Source organism: Mycobacterium sp. TH-M103, assembly GCF_057473785.1.
The window spans coordinates 1-16,337 of record NZ_JBYCLG010000019.1; the positions used below are offsets into that span (position 1 = coordinate 1).

Consider the following 16,337-nt stretch of genomic DNA (forward strand, 5'->3'; position numbering starts at 1 on the left):
CGGTGTAGGACAGGACCACCAGCCCGCCCGGCCTGGTGACCCGCAGCATCTCGCCGCCGAGCTGCCACGGCCGCGGCACGTGCTCGGCGACGTTGGACGACAGGCAGATGTCCACGGAGTCGTCGGCGAACGGCAACGCCATGCCCGACGCCCGGACGAACGTGCCCCCGCCCGGCCCCGTCCCGGGCCCCACGGGGCCGCCCGCGTGCATCTCGTTCGGGTCCGGCTCGACGCCGATGTAGCGGACACCGGCCCGGTCGAACGCCGCCGCGAAATAGCCGGGCCCGCCGCCGACGTCGAGCAGCGTGCGGCCGGCCGGGGCCTCGCCGCGGGCCGCCTGCCACAGGTCGCCGACCATCGCCGCGGTGTCGGCGGCCAGCGCCCCGTAGAACCGTGGCGGGTCGCGCCGTTCGAACCGGAACGCCGAGAGCAGCCGCAGCGAGCGGGCCAGCGTCGCCCGGCGGGCGAAGACGTCGGTGACGGCCACCGGCCAACCCTATGCAGTCTCGCCCCGGCTAGGCTGCACTCGATGTCTTCCCTGCGCTCCGTACTGCTGTTGTGCTGGCGCGACACCGGCCACCCCCAGGGCGGAGGCAGCGAGGCCTACCTGCAGCGCATCGGCGCGCACCTGGCCGACTCGGGCGTCGCCGTCACACTGCGGACCGCGCGGTATCCGGGCGCGCCGCGCCGGGAGGTCGTCGACGGCGTACGGATCGTGCGCGCCGGTGGCCGCTACTCGGTGTACGTGTGGGCGCTGCTGATGATGGCCCTGTCCGAAGCCGGGGCGCGGCTGGGGCTGGCGCGGCTGCGGCGCACGCGGCCCGACGTGGTCGTCGACGCGCAGAACGGTCTGCCGTTCTTGGCCAGGCTGGTGTACGGGCGCCGGGTGGTGGTGCTGGTGCACCACTGCCACCGCGAGCAGTGGCCGGTGGCCGGGCCGGTGCTCGGCCGGGTCGGCTGGTTCGTCGAGTCGAAGCTGTCGCCGTGGCTGAACCGGCGCAACCAGTACCTGACGGTGTCGCTGCCCTCGGCCCGCGACCTGGTCGCCCTCGGCGTGGACGACGAGCGGATCGCGGTCGTGCGCAACGGCCTCGACGAGGCGCCGGCGCCGTCGTTGTCCGGCTCGCAGGCGACGACCCCGCGGGTGGTGGTGCTCTCGCGGCTGGTGCCGCACAAGCAGATCGAGGACGCGCTGGAGGCGGTCGCGGAGCTGCGCCGCCGCAGGCCGGGAATCCCCGGCCTGCGCCTGGACATCATCGGCGACGGCTGGTGGCGGCGGCGGCTCGTCGAGCACGTGCACTCCCTCGGCATCGCCGACGCGGTGGTCTTCCACGGCCACGTCGACGACATCACCAAACACCACGTCCTGCAGAGCTCGTGGGTCCACGTGCTGCCCTCGCGCAAGGAGGGCTGGGGTCTGGCGGTCGTGGAGGCGGCCCAGCACCGAGTGCCCACCATCGGCTACCGGTCCTCGGGCGGCCTGTCCGACTCGATCATCGACGGGGTCACCGGCATCCTGGTCGACGATCGCGCCGAGCTGGTCGACCGCCTCGAGGAGTTGCTGACCGACCCCGTGCTGCGGGATCAACTCGGCGCCAAGGCACAGACCCGCACCGGCGAGTTCTCCTGGGCCCAGAGCGCGACCGCGCTGCGCGGTGTGCTGGAAGCGGTTCAGGCCGGCCGGCTGGTCAGCGGGCTGGTGTGCTGCGCCGAGCCGCGCTGACCGCCGCGCCGACGGCCCCCGCGACCAGCAGCGCCAGCCACGCCAGGTGCGCGGCCAGGGTCACGCCGCGCCGGGCCGCGGACACGCGCGCGGTGTCGCCGCCGATCCGGTAGAGCGCGATCTGATCGTCGCGGTAGACCGGCGTCAGGGCGTCCGGGGTGCGCCGCGCCACGCCCATGTCGCCGGCGCTGCCGGATTCGACGACCAGCCATCCCACGCCGTCGCTGGCCGCCGCCGACGCGTCGGGCCCCGCCAGCAGCAACCCCTGGACCGCCCGCGCGCGATCGCCCTCCCCGGGCACGAGAACCCCGGAGATGACCAGGTCGCCACTGCTCAGCACGTCGGCGCGCACCCAACGCGGCAGCGGGTCCAGCACCGGCGCGGGACCGGACCAGGGGAAGCGCCGCATGGTGCCCGCCGGCAACACCGCGACAGCGCGGGGATCGGCGTTGACCGCCGCCGCCACGGCCGCCCACCCCGGCGGGTAGCGCACCGGCGCGACCCTGCCGCCCACACCCCACGCCAGGTCGGGCAGGGCCGCGATCAGCACGGCACAACACACCAGCGCCGTGATCGCCGGACGCGACCGGGGGCGCAGCGTCACCACCGCGCCGGCGCCGGCCAGCGCGTAGCCGGGCATCGCCAGGGCCACCCACTTCTGCCCGTCGCGCAGCACGCCGAGGCCGGGCGCGGCCTCGACGAGGGCGCCGAGCGCGTGCAGACCGGGCCCGGTCGCCAGCGCGGCCGGCACCAGCACCGACACCACCGCCAGCACGAGCAGCGGCGCCGCGGTGCGCCGGCGGGCCACCGCCGGCGCACCGGCCAGCACCACGCCCAGCAGCGCGACCGCCGACCAGATCGTGAAAAGCGTTGCCCGCGAGGCGGGTACTGCCTGGCCGTTCCAGATGCCGCCGAGGCTGGCCAGGCTGAGCAGCGTGCCCAGGCCGGGCTCGGCGCGCGGCGCGAACGCCCGCACCCCCGGCGCCGCGGCGGTGGTCAGCGGGGAGCCCAGCGCCGCCGCCGTCAGCCAGGGCAGCGCCGCCACCAGCGCGGCGCCCACCGTCACCGCGGCGCACAGCCGGCGCGAGCGGCCCGGGCCCGGCGCCCCGACGCACACCAGGGCGACCGTCGCCGCGAGCAGCAGCCCGGTCGGGGTCAGGCCGGCCAGCGCGATCCAGAACGCGAGGGCGAAGAACCCGCCCGCGCCGCCGGGCGACCCCGACGACCGCAGCGCGAGCATCGTCGTCGCCACCCACGGCAGGCAGCCGTACCCGACCAGCAGGCTCCAATGTCCCTGCAGCAGCCGTTCGGCCACGTACGGGTTCCAGATCGCCAGTGTGGTCGCGACGAACTGGCCGGCCGCCCCGGCCGCCGGCAGCGCCGTGGCGACCAGGCGCGCCGCACCCCACCCCGCCAGCCACAACCCGGCGACGAGCAGCACCTTGACCACGACGCCGCCGTCGAGAACCCGCGAGGCCAGCGCCACCGCGAAATCCTGCGGCGTCGCCCGCGGCGCCGACGTCAGTCCCAGGGCACCGTCGGACAGGTACGAGCGCGGCGTCGACACCGCGTCGCGCAACAGCAGATACCCGGGCCCCAGCAACGGTGCGGTGACCAGCAGCGCCAGGGCCAGCGCGTACCCGGGCCGGGTCCAGCACACGGTGAGCCCGTCCGAGCCGGGCTAGTCCCGCTCGGGTGCGCCGCCGGGGGTGTCGGGCTCGGGCGCCTCGGGCTCGGCCGGTTTGTCGGACGCCTGAGTCGGCGCATCCGGGTCGGCGCCCTCGCGACTCAGATCGGGACGCTGGGTGGGCAGTTTCTCGGTCTCGGCTTCGGCTCCGGGCACGGGCCCGTCGCCGCCGCGGCCGAAGAACTCCTGGTCACCGCGGTCCAGGCCGGGATCGGTCAGCGCGCTCTCGGTGCGCAGGCTGAACGAGGCCAGCAGTGCGCCGCCGATCACAGCGATCAGGCCGACCGCGGTGAAGGTGATCGGCAGCACCCGCGACCACAGGGCCAGCCGGTCGCGCTCGTCGCGGGCGGCGTTGACCTGCGATTCGACGGTGTCCTCGTTGGAGGTGACCTTGTAGTCGACCAGCGTCAGCTCCGGCTTCAGCGGATCACGCGCGTAGTAGTGGTTCGCGTGCACGGCCTGCTTGACAATGGTGCCCGACACCGGGTCCACCCAGAAGGTCTTCTGCGCGGCGTAGTAGCGGGTCATGGTGATCTGCTCGCCGGGATCGCCGGGCACGCCCCACATGGACGCGGGGGCGGTGACCTTGCCGTCCTCGTTGCCGCCGTACAGCGACGGGTAGACGACGGGCGCCACCAGCTTGCCGGCGCCGTTGTAGCCGATGTTCTGCGTGAACCGGTAGGTCGTCAGCCCGTTGACGTCGTCCTGGCTGTCGTAGTTGACGTCGAACGCCTTCTGCGCGATCGGATCGAAGTACGGGTACGTCTTCTTCTCGGTGTGAAACGGGAAGCGGTAGGACAGCCCGTCGTGGCGCAGCGGGATCGCGGTCGGCGGGTTCTCGTCGCCGAAGGCGCGGGGCTTCTGGACCGAGCCGCCGGGGTGGGTGTCGTCGGACACGGCCATGGCCGTCTTGCGGTTGAGGGTGACGGTGTCGACGATCGCCAGCAGCAGCCCGCTGTCCTTCTGCTTGTCGGTGCGCCGGACCGTCGACCCGACCTGCAGCGTGACCACGTCGGCGTTGGCGGGCGACTCGACGGTGATCTGCTGCTGGGAGACCAGCGGCACGTTCTTGTTGGTCACCAGGTGATCGGTGGACAGGGACCCCAGGTCGAGCGCGGTGCCGGTGCCGTTGCTGACCAGCGTGGTGTCGATGTCGAGCGGCACCCTGGTGATCCTGCTGCTGGTGTACGTCGACAGCAGCAGCGCGGCGATCAGCAGGGCGGCTCCGAGTCCGATGATTCCGCACGCGGCGAATCGCAACATGACTGCTCGGTTCACGTTGCCGTGTCCTCCTCATGGTCCATCGAGGCCCCTCGCTGCTCCCCGGGCCCGCCGGCCGGACCGGACAGCAGGCAAACCCGTTTGACCCTAACAGCAGATCACCGGGCCCCGGCGGAGGAACCAGACGCCGCGGTCAGGTAGTGGGGTGTACCCGGAATGTGGCACGGCATCACGGGCACACTGTGACGATGACCGACGGGACGAGATGATGACCGACGGGACGATGACCGACGGCCGACTGGTCGGGGGGAGCCGCAGCTTCCTGCCCGCCGTGGAGGGCATGCGCGCGTGCGCGGCCATCGGCGTGGTCGTCACCCATGTCGCCTTCCAGACGGGCCACTCCAGCGGTGTCGACGGCCGGCTGTTCAGCCGCTTCGACCTGGCCGTCGCCGTCTTCTTCGCGCTGTCGGGATTCTTGTTGTGGCGCGGCCACGTCGCGGCGGCGCGCGGCACCGACCCCGCGAGGCGCCCCCGCACCGGGCACTACCTGCGGTCGCGGTTCGTCCGCATCATGCCGGCCTACGTGGTGGCGGTCGTGGTGATCCTGACCCTGCTGCCCGACGCCGACCACGCCAGCCCGACGGTGTGGCTGGCCAATCTGACGCTCACCCAGATCTACGTACCGCTCACCCTGACCGGCGGGCTGACCCAGATGTGGAGCCTGTCCGTCGAGGTCGGCTTCTACCTGGCGTTGCCGCTGCTGGCGCTGCTGGCGCGGCGGATCCCGGTCCGGGCCCGGGTGCCCGCGATCGCGGCGCTGGCGGCCCTCAGCTGGGCGTGGGGCTGGACCCCCCTGGTGGCCGGGCATGCCGATTCCGGCGCCAACCCCCTGAACTGGCCGCCGGCGTTCTTCTCCTGGTTCGCCGCGGGGATGCTGCTGGCGGAGTGGGTCTACAGCGACGTCGGGTGGCCGCACCGGCTGGCCCGCCGTCGGGTGCCGATGGCCGTCATCGCGGTGCTCGCCTACCTGGTCGCGGCGTCACCGCTGGCCGGTCCTGAGGGCCTGGTCCCGGGGACCCCGGCGCAGTTCGCGGTGAAGACCGCGATGGGCTCGCTGGTGGCTTTCGCGCTGGTGGCGCCCCTGGTGCTGGACCGGCCCGGCACGCCGCACCGGCTGTTGGGCAGCACCGGCATGGTCACGCTGGGGCGCTGGTCCTATGGGCTGTTCGTGTGGCACCTGGCCGCGCTGGCCATGGTGTTCCCGGTGATCGGGACATTTCCCTTCACCGGCCGGATGCCGACGGTGCTGGTGCTGACGCTGCTGTTCGGTTTCGCGATCGCCGCGGTGAGCTACGCCCTGGTCGAGTCGCCCTGCCGAGAATGGTTGCGCCGCTGGGAAAAGGGGCGCCGACCGACGGACGTCCCGGCCTTCGACGCGGAGGCGGACGCCATTGCGCCGTGACGGTGCCGATGACCAGCAGTGATGCAGATTTGCACGATACGGTGCGTTGATGCCTAAGACGGTACAGATTCGTGACATCGACGACGACGTCTATGCCGGTCTGCTGCGCTGCGCCGCGCCGCGGAGGAGGGCATCACGGTGCCCGAACTCTTGCGCCGGGAGGCGGTGCGGCTGGCGTCGCGGCCGTCGATCGCGCAGTGGTTGGCGCGAACCGGACGTCGGCCTTCGACCGTCTCCGCCGCCGAGGTGCTGGCCAGGTTGGACGAGTGGCGCGGCGAGTGGCCTCACGCTGATCGTTGACGCCTCGTGCCTGTTCGAGGTCGTTGCGGACACACCTCGCCGCCGACACCGAGCACGCGGCGCCGCATGCCATCGACGTGGAAGTGATGGGTGTGATCCGCGCCCAGCACCTGCGCGGCCGGCTCGACGCGACAGGCGCGTCGCAGGCGATCGTCGATCTGCGGGACTGGCCCGGGGAACGCGTGGGCCATCGCTGGCTGCTGGAGCGGGCATGGCAGCTACGCGATTCGGTGCGTGGCTGGGACGCGTTCTACGTCGCGCTCGCCGAGGCCTTCGACGCGACGCTGGTGACACTGGATGCGCGGCTGGCCCGCGCGCACGGGCCCGCGCACCGGCCTCAGTGTCGCATCGAGGTCCTCGACTGACCGCTCAGCGGACTTGCGATCGCGCCATGATCTCGGCGCGCACCGCCGAGCGCCGCGCCTTGCCGGCGTCGTCGCGTAACGGGGTGTCGACGAACTCTACATGATGCGGCACCTTGTACGACGAAACGTGTTCGCGCAGAAAGTTTTTCACGCCCTCGGCGTCCAGCCCCGAGCCGTCGGCGGTGTGCACCAGGGCGTAGGGCACCTGGCCGAGGTCCTCGTGCGGAACCCCGACGACCAGGCACGACAGCACGTCCGGATGCGCCGACAGGGCGTTCTCGATCTCGGCGGGGTACACGTTGCGCCCGCCCACGGTGAACATGTCGACGCGGCGGTCGGACAGGTACAGGAACCCGTCCTCGTCGAAGTGGCCGAGGTCGCCGAGTGAGTCCCAGCCGTCGCGGTTCTTGGCCGTGGCGCCCACGTAGCGGTAGGTCGGCGCGCTGCCCGGGGCGGGTCGCATGTAGATCTCGCCGACCACGCCCGGCGGGCAGGGGTTGCCGTCGTCGTCGAGCACCTTCATCTCCCCGGCGACCACCACGCCGACCGAGCCGCGATGGGTCAGCCACTGGTCGCCGGAGATGAAGGTCAACGCCTGTAATTCGGTGCCGCCGTAGAGTTCCCAGACCTTTTCCGGCCCCAGCAGGTCGATCCAGGCCTGCTTGACGGCCGGCGGGCACGGCGCGCCCAGGTGCCAGAACCGCCGCAGCGACGACAGGTCGTAGGCCCCCGGGTCGGCTTCGCGGGCGGCCAGGTAGACGGGCAGCACCCGCTGCATGATCGTGGGCACCGTCGTCATGAAGGTGACGCGATGCTCGGTGATCAGCCGGAGGAACTCGTGCGGGTCGAACCGGGGCATCACCACCAGGTGGTGGCGCATCAGCAACGCGATCGTCGCGGTGGTGAAGCCGGTGTTGTGGCTCATCGGCACCGACATCAACGTGGTGTCGCCCTCCTGCGCGCCGAGGGGATAGCCGATGGCGGCCGGCACCCGGCTGTCGCCGCCGGACTCGATGAGCTTGGGTCGGCCGGTGCTGCCGCCCGAGCCCATCGCCTTCCACACCGGCGAGACCGCCTCGGGCAGCGCGGCGTCCGACAGCGACGGGTCGGGCGCGAAACCGGCCGGCACGCTGGGGATGTCGGGGCTTTCGCGGCCGACCAGCAGGGCCGGTGGCCGCAGCTCGAGCAGGCCGGTCAACTCCGCCTCCGGCAGCCGCGCCGACAGGGGCTGGGGCACCGCGCCCAGCTTCCAGCACGCCACCGCGGCCTGGATCCATTCGATGGAGTTGGGCAGCACCATGGTGACGTAGTCGCCGACGCCGACGCCGACGCCGCGCTCGGCGTAGGCGCGGGCCAGCCGGTTCGTCGAACGGTCGAGTTCGGCGCGGGTGAGGGTCACCCCGTCGCAGGTGACCGCGGGCTCGTCGGGTGCGAGCGCGGCCAGCGCCGAGATCTGGGTTCCGATCGGCGGAATCGGCTCGCTCTGCGTCACTCGTAGGCGCCCCGTCGCTCGAAGATCTTCCGCGGGTTGTCGACGAGCATCGTGTGCAGCTGCTCGTCGGTGACGCCGCGCTGCTTGAGCGCGGGGATCACGTCGTTGTGGATGTGCAGGTAGTGCCAGTTCGGCATGACCTGCGGCACCAGCTCCTCGGGCAGCGCGTCGAAGTAGCAGTTGGCGTCGTGGGAGAGCACCATCTTGTCGGCGTGCCCGCGCTCGCACATCTGCGCCACGATGTTGACCCGGTCCTCGAACGGGGAGATCACGTCGATGCCGAACCGGTCCATCCCGAGGTAGGACCCGGCGGCGATGAGCTCCTCGAGGTAGCCGACGTCGGTGCTGTCGCCGGAGTGGCCGATGACCACCCGGCTCAGGTCGACGCCCTCCTCCTCGAAGATCTTCTGCTGCTCGAGCCCGCGCCGCAGCCCGGCGTGGGTGTGGGTGGAGATCGGCACCCCGGTGCGCTTGTGCGCCTGGGCCACCGCGCGCAGCACCCGCTCGACGCCCGGGGTGACGCCGGGAGCGTCGGTGGCGCACTTGAGGATTCCGGCCTTGATCCCGGTGTCGGCGATGCCCTGCTCGATGTCGCGGACGAACATGTCGGTCATGATCTCCGGGCCGCCCAGCTCGGCGCCGGGACCCAGGTAGTGGAAATAGAACGGCACGTCGTTGTAGGTGTACAGCCCGGTCGCGACGACGATGTTCAGCTCGGTGGCCGCGGCCACCCGCGCGATGCGCGGGATGTAGCGGCCCAGCCCGATCACCGTCAGGTCGACGATGGTGTCCACCCCGCGGGACTTCAGCTCGTTGAGGCGGTCGATGGCGTCGGCGACCCGCTGCTCCTCGTCGCCCCAGGCTTCGGGATAGTTCTCGGCGATCTCGGTGGTCATGATGAACACGTGCTCGTGCATCAGCGTCACGCCGAGGTCGGCGGTATCGATGGGCCCGCGGGCGGTATTGAGTTCTGACACGCGACTGATGCTAGGTCGGCCGGCGCTCGGCCAACAGGGTCCCGGCGAAGCCGTTTTGGCAGTACGGTCACGTCATGTTGCTCAACCCCAATCACCTGCAGCGCAAATACCCGGACCGTCGCTCGGGGGAGATCATGGCCGCGACGGTGGAGTTCTTCGAGTCGCGGGGGAAGGCCCGGCTGAAGGCCGACGACCACGACCGGGTGTGGTACTCCGACTTCTTGGACTTCATCGCGCGCGAGCGCATCTTCGCCTCGCTGCTGACGCCGTCGCAGTACGGCACCTCACGGCACGGCGACTGCCGCTGGGACACCTACCGCATCAGCGAGTTCGCCGAGATCGTCGGCTTCTACGGGCTGAGCTACTGGTACCCGTTCCAGGTCACCGCGCTGGGCCTGGGCCCGATCTGGATGAGCGAGAACTCCGATGCCAAGCGCAAGGCGGCCGCCCAGCTCGAGGCCGGCGAGGTGTTCGCCTTCGGCCTGTCCGAGCAGGCCCACGGCGCCGACGTGTACCAGACCGACATGGTCCTGACGCCCAGCCCGGGCGGCCGGACCGGCTGGGTCGCCAATGGCGAGAAGTACTACATCGGCAACGCCAACGTGGCGCGGATGGTGTCGACGTTCGGCAAGATCGCCGGCGGCCCGGCACAAGACGACGAGTACGTGTTCTTCGCCGCCGACTCCCGGCACGAGCGCTACGACCTCATCAAGAACGTGGTGAACTCGCAGAACTACGTCGCCAACTACGCGCTGCGCGACTATCCGGTCAGCGAGGCCGACATCTTGCACCGCGGTCCCGGGGCGTTCCACGCCGCCCTGAACACCGTCAACGTCTGCAAGTACAACCTGGGCTGGGGCTCCGTGGGCATGTGCACCCACGCCATGTACGAGGCGATCACCCACGCGTCCACCCGACGGCTGTACGGCACCGTCGTCACCGACTTCAGCCACGTGCGCCGCCTGCTCACCGACGCCTACCTGCGCCTGGTCGCCATGCGTCTCGTCGCCACCCGGGCCTGCGACTACATGCGCAGCGCGTCGGCCGCCGATCGTCGCTACCTGCTCTACAGCCCGCTCACCAAGGCGAAGGTGACCGGCGAGGGCGAGCGGGTGATGACCGCGCTGTGGGACGTGATCGCCGCGAAGGGCGTGGAAAAGGACACCTTCTTCGAGACCGTGACCCGCGAGATCGGCCTGCTGCCCAGGCTTGAGGGCACCGTCCACATCAACGTCGGGTTGCTCGCCAAGTTCATGCCCAACTTCCTGTTCGCTCCGGATGCCGCGCTGCCCGTGATCGGCCGCCGCGACGAGGCCGCCGACGACGCCTTCCTGTTCGCCCAGGGCCCGACCGGCGGCCTGGGCAAGGTGCGTTTCCATGATTGGCGCGCGCCGTTCGAGAGCTACGGTCACCTGCCCAATGTGGCGTTGCTGCGCGAGCAGATCGACGTGCTCGCCGAGATGCTGGCGGCCGCCACCCCGGACGCGGCGCAGCAGCGCGACGTCGACTTCGCGTTCGCCGTCGGCCAGCTGTTCGCCGTGGTGCCCTACGCGCAGCTCATTCTCGAGGAGGCCGGGCTGTCGGGAGTGGATCCGGCGCTGCTCGACGAGATCTTCGGCGTGCTGGTCCGCGACTCCAACGCCTACGCCGTCGAGTTGCACGACAAGCAGGCGACCACCGACGAGCAGGGCCGCTTCGCGATGCGGATGCTGCGCCGCCCGGCGCACGATCCCGCACGCTCCGACCAGGTCTGGAAGGAATACGTGCTGCCGATGGGCGGGGCCTACCGGATGCGGCCCTGAGCTCCACGCCGGTAGGTGCGGCTACGTCAGCGGCGTGATCGCGGTCGCGAGATCCGCCAATGCGCCCCGCAGACCGGGAATGAGACCGCCGAACTGCGAGCCCCCGAGCGTCACGGTTTGGGTGACCGGGGGCCCGACCACCGGTGTGGCCACCGCGGTCGCCACCACCGGCTGCAGCGGCGTGAGGATTCACGCGGTCAACGACTGGGTGGTGGCGCCCGGGATCGTCAGCAGCGACGGCGGCAGGTCCAGCGTGATCGTGCCCTGACCGTTGAGGAAGCCGTTGGCGATGACGGCCGGAGCATTGGCGAGTGCACCGAACGCGCCCGCGACGTTGCCGGTCTGCACCGCGGTGACGAACGTCGTGCCGCTCAGCGCCGCAGCCTGCGCGGTAACGATCGGGGCGCCGAGTGCGTCCAGCGCGAGCGTCAGTGGGAGCCCCGTGGTGAACGACGGATTGACCAGCGATATCACGGCGGTGATTGAGGTATCCGTCACGGTCTTGAGGACGTTGGTCATGTTCTGCGCGATGTCACCGGGGATGGACAGGGTGGGCAGCAGGCCTCCCAGAGCGCCGTTGATCGTCACGGTCGGCACGTTGTCGTAGTTGAAGCCGGTGAACACCGGGTCGAGGTAGCCCTTCCCCAGGGCCTGCACCGCGCCGCCGACGTCGACTGCGACGACCCTGCGAGCCTCGTCGCGTGCCCGCCGTGCGTGCTGCGGTCGGCTGCTCACGTACCGAGCAGATCGAGCATCACATGGCTGGCGACTTTGGCCCCGAACGGGACCGCCGCCAGGTCGACCCGGTAGTCGGGGCTGTGCGGAGAGTAGGGGAACAGCTTTCCGGCCGCCAGCGCTTCGGTGTACACGCGCGGGTCGGCCACCCCGACGAACAGGTATGCCAGGGGTAGGTCCTGGTGCGGGCCTTTGAGCAGCTGGCAGTCCTCCGACGCCGTCACCGGCGCCAGGTGCGTCAAGACGTGTTCCGGCCCGATCGCCTCGCCCAGCGCCGCGGCCAGCCGGGCGCACAGGTTCTCGTCGTTGACCAGCGGCGTGCAGCCACCGGCAAGCGTGATCTGCGGAAGCCGGTCCTCGGGCATCCCGTAGGTGCGGGCGATGCCGTCGCAGACGGCGTTGATCCCGTCGATCAATCGTTCGCGCACCTGCGGGTCGAACCATCGCAGATTGACCTTCAGCAACGCCTGGGTCGGTATGACGTTGTGGGCCGAGCCGGCCTGCACCGAACCGACGGTCAGCACCGCGGTCTCCTGCGGGGGGATCATCCGGCTGACGATCGTCTGGAATTCGACGACCGCCAGCGCGGCCATCACCACCGGGTCCTTGGCCAGCTGCGGCATCGACCCGTGGCCGCCGACGCCGTGGAACACGATGTCCAACTGGTCCGAGCCGGCCAGGGTCGGGCCGCCGGCAGCGGCCACCATGCCGACCGGACCGGGCGCCGTGTGCATACCGATGAGGTGATCCGGTCTCGGCACCACGTCGTACAGGCCGTCGTCGACCATGGCCTGCGCTCCAGCGATCAGTTCCTCGGCGGGCTGGCCGACCAGCACCGCGGTACCCGACCATGCGTCGGTTGCGGCGACGAGCACCTTGGCCATCCCCAACATCCAGGTGACGTGGGCGTCGTGCCCGCAGACGTGCGCGACCGGTAACGGGGTGCCGTCCTCGCCGGAAACCTGCGCGGTGCTCGCATAGTCCAAGCCGGTGTTTTCGGCGACGGGCAGGGCGTCCATGTCGGCGCGGTACATGACGGTCGGCCCGGCGCCGTTGTGCAGCGTTGCCGCCACGCCGGTGCCGCCGATCCCGGTCGTCACCGCGAAACCCAGCCCGTTCAGCTCTCGGGCGACGATCCCTGCGGTGCGGGTCTCGGCGAACCCCAGCTCGGGATGGCGGTGCAGGTCTTTGAACAACTCGACCAGGCGAGACGCTGCGGCGTCGACTGCGGCGTCCACGAGGTGTGCGCGTGTCGTCACTGCTGCTGACCTTTCGCTATCGGAGTGAGCTGGAAGCTCACCTCGTCGATCTCGCCCCGTCGATTCGGTCGCCCACCGCTCGGACCAACCGTAGTCCGCGCACTGGCACCGGCGCCGTCGTCGTCGGTCCGGCAAAGACCCAGCCAGTGTGTGGAACGCTCCTTGACCCTGATGCACCTCACGGTAGAGTGACCAACGCTCATTAAAGACGGGAGCCACCATGCCGACGGTGACGTGGGCACGTGTCGACCCCGCCCGACGCGCGGCGGTGATAGAAGCCGCAGAGTCCGAGTTCGGGGCGCACGGATTCTCCGGAGGGAGCCTGAACGTCATCGCGCGCCGCGCGGGTGTCGCCAAGGGCAGCCTGTTCCAGTACTTCGCGGACAAGCGCGACCTGTACGCCTACATCGCCGACATCGGCAGCCAGCGGGTTCGCGCCTACGTGGAGGACCTCATCCGCGACCTCGACCCGACCCGGCCGTTCTTCGTGTTCCTCACCGACCTGCTGGATGCGTGGGTGGCCTATTTCGCCGAGCATCCACACGAGCGCGCCCTGCACGCCGCGGCGACGCTGGAGGTCGACACCGACGCCCGCATCAGCGTGCGCAGCGTCATCCACCGGCACTACCTCGAGGTGTTGCGTCCGCTGGTCCGCGACGCGCAGGTGCGCGGCGACCTAAGGGCCGATGCCGACACCGAAGCACTGCTGTCGCTGCTGCTGTTGCTCTTCCCGCACCTCGCCCTGGCCCCTTACATGCGCGGCCTGGATCCCGTCCTCGGGCTCGACGAGCCCAGCCCGGAGCAGCCGGCGCTGGCAGTGCGCAGGCTCGTCGCGGTGCTGGTTGCAGCCTTCTCCAACCAGCCAGCCGTCCAACGATCTGAGGAAGTCAGATGACCTTCGGCATCTCGGTGGACGCGGCGGTTCGCCGGGGAGCACACAAGGCACTGTCCGTCGTCGAATGGCGAGCAGCTAACCCACCCAGACGCTCTTGGCGTTGCAGAACTCCTTGATCCCCAGCCCGGCCAGCTCGCGTCCGTAGCCGGATCGCTTGATGCCCCCGAAGCCGAGTTCGGGGTAGGACACCGTCATCCCGTTGATGAAGACCTGGCCGGCCTCGATCTCGTCGATGAAGCGCCGCTGCTCGGCCTCGTCGCGGGTCCAGGCGTTGGAGCCCAGCCCGAAGGTCGTCGCGTTGGCGATCTCGATGGCCTCGTCCATGCCGGCGGCCCGGTACATCGACGCGACCGGCCCGAAGACCTCCTCGGTGTAGAGCGCCATGTCCCGGGTGATGTCGGTGACCACCGTCGGCGGGTAGAACCACCCCGCCCGGTCCAGCGGCTTGCCGCCGCAACGGATCGTGGCGCCCGCCGCGGCGGCGTCGTCGACCTGCTTGGCGATCTCGTCCCGGCCGGACTCGGTGGCCAGCGGGCCCACGTCGGTGTCCGGGTCCGTCGGGTCGCCGACTTTCAGGGCCTGCATGCGCTCGACGTACTTGTCGACGAACGTCTCGTAGATGTCGGCGTGCACGATGAAGCGCTTGGCCGCGATGCAGGACTGCCCGTTGTTCTGCACGCGGGCGGTGACCGCGGTCTTGACGGCCTCGTCGAGGTCCGCCGACGGCATCACGATGAACGGGTCGCTGCCCCCGAGCTCGAGCACGGTCGGCTTGATCTCGTCGCCGGCGATGGCGGCCACCGACTGGCCGGCCGGCTCGCTGCCGGTCAGCGTGGCCGCCGCGACCCGGGGGTCGCGCAGGATGCGCTCCACGGCGCCCGACGACACCAGCAGCGTCTGGAAGCAGCCGTCGGGAAAGCCGCCGCGGGCGATCACGTCGGCGAGGTACAGCGCGGTCTGCGGGACGTTCGACGCGTGCTTGAGGAGGCCGACGTTGCCGGCCATCAAGGCGGGAGCGGCGAACCGGACGGCCTGCCAGAGCGGGAAGTTCCACGGCATCACCGCCAGCACCACGCCCAGCGGCTGGTAGCGGACGTATGCCCGCGACGCCCCCACTTTCTCCGCGTCGGCCGGCTCGTCGGCCAGCAGCTCCTCGGCGTTCTCGGCGTAGTAGCGAAAACCCTTGGCGCACTTGAGAACTTCTGCCTTAGCCGCCTTCAGGGTCTTGCCCATCTCCAGCGTCATCATCGCGGCGGTGTCGTCGGCCTCGGCTTCGAGCAGGTCGGCGGTGGCGTTTGCCCACCGCGCCCGCTGGGCAAAGGTGGTGTTATGGCGGTAGTCCTGGAACCGGGCGTAAGCGCGGGCGATCGCCGCGTCGACTTGCTCGTCGGTCGCCGGGGTGAAGGTTTTGACTGTCTCGCCGGTGGCCGGATTGATGGTGGCGATGGGCACGCTGACATCCTTCGTTCTGCGGTCGGTGTGAAAGGTTCCGATATCCAGCCTGCCACTATCGTGGCGATGAGGGAGGTGCCGGATGACTAAAGCGGCCGAGTTGATGGTCAAGTGCCTGGAAAACGAGGGGGTTTCCGTCGTCTTCGGTCTGCCGGGCGAGGAGAACATCCGCTTCGTGCAGGCGCTGGCCGCCTCCGGCATCCGCTACGTGCTGACCCGGCACGAGCAGGCCGCGTCGTTCATGGCCGAGATGTACGGACGCGTCACCGGCCGCGCCGCGGTCGTGTCGAGCACGCTGGGGCCCGGCGCGATCAACATGCAGCTCGGCGTCGCCGACGCGACCACCAACAGCACGCCGCTGGTCGCGATCTCCGCGCAGGTCGGTCACGACCGCGAGTACAAGGAGTCGCACCAGTACGTCGACCTCGTTTCGATGTTCGCCCCGATCACCCGCTGGGCCGCCGCGGTGCCCACCGTGCACGCCATCCCGGAGATGTTCCGCAAGGCGTTCAAGACCGCCGAGACCGAGCGCCCGGCGGCGGTCTATCTCTCGGTGCCCGAGGACATCGACGCCGATGACACCGACTACCCCGACCTGAAACCGCTGCGCCGCGACGTCGTCCACGCCGACGCGCCGGCGCCCGGCCAGGTGGAGCGCGCGGTGGCGATCCTGCGCGGGGCGCAGCGGCCGGTGCTGCTGGCCGGGCACGGCGCGGCCCGCAGCGACGCGACCGGGGCACTGGTGCGCTTCTCCGAGCAGTTCGGCATCAAGGTCGCGTGCACCTTCCACGGCAAAGGCGTCATGCCCGACGACCACCCCAACAGCATCGGGACCATCGGGTTCATGCGGCACGACTACGTCAACTTCGGCTTCGACAACGCCGACGTGGTGATCGCCGTCGGCTACGAGCTGCAGGAGTTCGATCCGGTGCGGATCAACCCGCAGGCCGACAAGAAGATCATCCAC

General features: G+C 70.7%; 15 protein-coding genes. 6 read left to right on the forward strand and 9 right to left on the reverse strand.

Annotated features, from left to right (window positions below; all coding sequences use genetic code 11):
• The coding region (locus AC2VOR_RS00755; protein ID WP_486963025.1) for a class I SAM-dependent methyltransferase at window positions 1–487 on the reverse strand (487 nt) is incomplete at its 3' end.
• Window positions 488–529: 42 nt separating this feature from the next.
• Between AC2VOR_RS00755 and AC2VOR_RS00760 the strand changes: the two genes are divergently transcribed.
• Window positions 530–1,723: a glycosyltransferase family 4 protein gene (locus AC2VOR_RS00760; protein ID WP_369741075.1), complete on the forward strand. Its 1,194-nt coding sequence runs from the start codon at window positions 530–532 to the stop codon at window positions 1,721–1,723.
• Here the strand turns inward: AC2VOR_RS00760 and AC2VOR_RS00765 are convergent.
• Entirely contained in the window at window positions 1,689–3,383 is a 1,695-nt protein-coding gene (locus tag AC2VOR_RS00765) for an MmpA family trehalose lipid delivery protein (RefSeq protein ID WP_486963026.1), read from the reverse strand. The two genes, AC2VOR_RS00760 and AC2VOR_RS00765, sit on opposite strands and share 35 nt — an antisense overlap.
• 21 nt (window positions 3,384–3,404) lie before the next feature.
• Window positions 3,405–4,688 carry a cell envelope lipid trafficking protein PgfA gene (gene pgfA / locus AC2VOR_RS00770; RefSeq protein ID WP_486963027.1) on the reverse strand — a complete coding sequence of 428 codons (1,284 nt, stop codon included), beginning with the start codon at window positions 4,686–4,688 and terminating at the stop codon, window positions 3,405–3,407.
• A 208-nt stretch (window positions 4,689–4,896) separates the two neighbouring features.
• Between pgfA and AC2VOR_RS00775 the strand changes: the two genes are divergently transcribed.
• Both AC2VOR_RS00775 and AC2VOR_RS00780 read left to right on the forward strand, forming a co-directional pair.
• Window positions 4,897–6,093 carry an acyltransferase family protein gene (locus tag AC2VOR_RS00775; protein WP_369741073.1) on the forward strand — a complete coding sequence of 399 codons (1,197 nt, stop codon included), beginning with the start codon at window positions 4,897–4,899 and terminating at the stop codon, window positions 6,091–6,093.
• A gap of 323 nt (window positions 6,094–6,416) precedes the next feature.
• Complete coding sequence (locus tag AC2VOR_RS00780) at window positions 6,417–6,758, forward strand: type II toxin-antitoxin system VapC family toxin (RefSeq protein WP_486963028.1); 342 nt, start codon at window positions 6,417–6,419, stop codon at window positions 6,756–6,758.
• A gap of 4 nt (window positions 6,759–6,762) precedes the next feature.
• On the opposite strand, the gene AC2VOR_RS00785 is transcribed toward AC2VOR_RS00780, so the two are convergent.
• On the reverse strand, window positions 6,763–8,250 hold the full coding sequence (locus AC2VOR_RS00785; RefSeq protein ID WP_369741071.1) for an AMP-binding protein: 1,488 nt from the start codon (window positions 8,248–8,250) through the stop codon (window positions 6,763–6,765).
• Entirely contained in the window at window positions 8,247–9,227 is a 981-nt protein-coding gene (locus AC2VOR_RS00790) for a phosphotriesterase family protein (RefSeq protein ID WP_486963029.1), read from the reverse strand. Before AC2VOR_RS00790 ends, AC2VOR_RS00785 begins: the two co-directional genes overlap by 4 nt.
• 74 nt (window positions 9,228–9,301) lie before the next feature.
• On the opposite strand from AC2VOR_RS00790, the gene AC2VOR_RS00795 reads away from it, so the two are divergent.
• Window positions 9,302–11,029, forward strand: coding sequence for an acyl-CoA dehydrogenase family protein (locus AC2VOR_RS00795; RefSeq protein WP_369741069.1), 1,728 nt, complete (start codon window positions 9,302–9,304; stop codon window positions 11,027–11,029).
• Window positions 11,030–11,050: 21 nt separating this feature from the next.
• Here AC2VOR_RS00795 and AC2VOR_RS00800 read toward each other — a convergent pair whose 3' ends face one another.
• Genes AC2VOR_RS00800 through AC2VOR_RS00810 form a run of 3 tightly spaced genes read right to left on the reverse strand, consistent with a single transcriptional unit; the run spans window position 11,051 to window position 13,023 of the window.
• Entirely contained in the window at window positions 11,051–11,194 is a 144-nt protein-coding gene (locus AC2VOR_RS00800; RefSeq protein ID WP_486963030.1) for a hypothetical protein, read from the reverse strand.
• A gap of 24 nt (window positions 11,195–11,218) precedes the next feature.
• The gene (locus AC2VOR_RS00805) at window positions 11,219–11,764 is read right to left on the reverse strand and encodes a hypothetical protein (RefSeq protein ID WP_369741067.1); all 546 of its coding nucleotides are present in this window, start codon (window positions 11,762–11,764) and stop codon (window positions 11,219–11,221) included.
• Complete coding sequence (locus AC2VOR_RS00810; RefSeq protein WP_486963031.1) at window positions 11,761–13,023, reverse strand: amidohydrolase; 1,263 nt, start codon at window positions 13,021–13,023, stop codon at window positions 11,761–11,763. Before AC2VOR_RS00810 ends, AC2VOR_RS00805 begins: the two co-directional genes overlap by 4 nt.
• 220 nt (window positions 13,024–13,243) lie before the next feature.
• Here AC2VOR_RS00810 and AC2VOR_RS00815 point away from each other — a divergent pair, with 220 nt between their 5' ends.
• Entirely contained in the window at window positions 13,244–13,918 is a 675-nt protein-coding gene (locus AC2VOR_RS00815) for a TetR/AcrR family transcriptional regulator (protein ID WP_369741065.1), read from the forward strand.
• Between the two features lie 75 nt (window positions 13,919–13,993).
• Here AC2VOR_RS00815 and AC2VOR_RS00820 read toward each other — a convergent pair whose 3' ends face one another.
• A complete protein-coding gene (locus AC2VOR_RS00820) occupies window positions 13,994–15,370 on the reverse strand; it encodes an NADP-dependent succinic semialdehyde dehydrogenase (RefSeq protein ID WP_486963032.1) in 1,377 nt (458 codons plus the stop codon).
• A gap of 82 nt (window positions 15,371–15,452) precedes the next feature.
• On the opposite strand from AC2VOR_RS00820, the gene AC2VOR_RS00825 reads away from it, so the two are divergent.
• Window positions 15,453–16,337, forward strand: an 885-nt coding sequence (locus AC2VOR_RS00825; RefSeq protein ID WP_486963033.1) for a thiamine pyrophosphate-binding protein, incomplete at its 3' end; no start/stop codon positions are given.

Coding starts and splice junctions, on each gene's coding strand:
- AC2VOR_RS00795 (WP_369741069.1), top strand. CDS start 9,302: ATGTTGCTCAACCCCAATCACCTGCAGCGCAAATACCCGGACCGTCGC.
- AC2VOR_RS00815 (WP_369741065.1), top strand. CDS start 13,244: ATGCCGACGGTGACGTGGGCACGTGTCGACCCCGCCCGACGCGCGGCG.
- AC2VOR_RS00760 (WP_369741075.1), top strand. CDS start 530: ATGTCTTCCCTGCGCTCCGTACTGCTGTTGTGCTGGCGCGACACCGGC.
- AC2VOR_RS00775 (WP_369741073.1), top strand. CDS start 4,897: ATGATGACCGACGGGACGATGACCGACGGCCGACTGGTCGGGGGGAGC.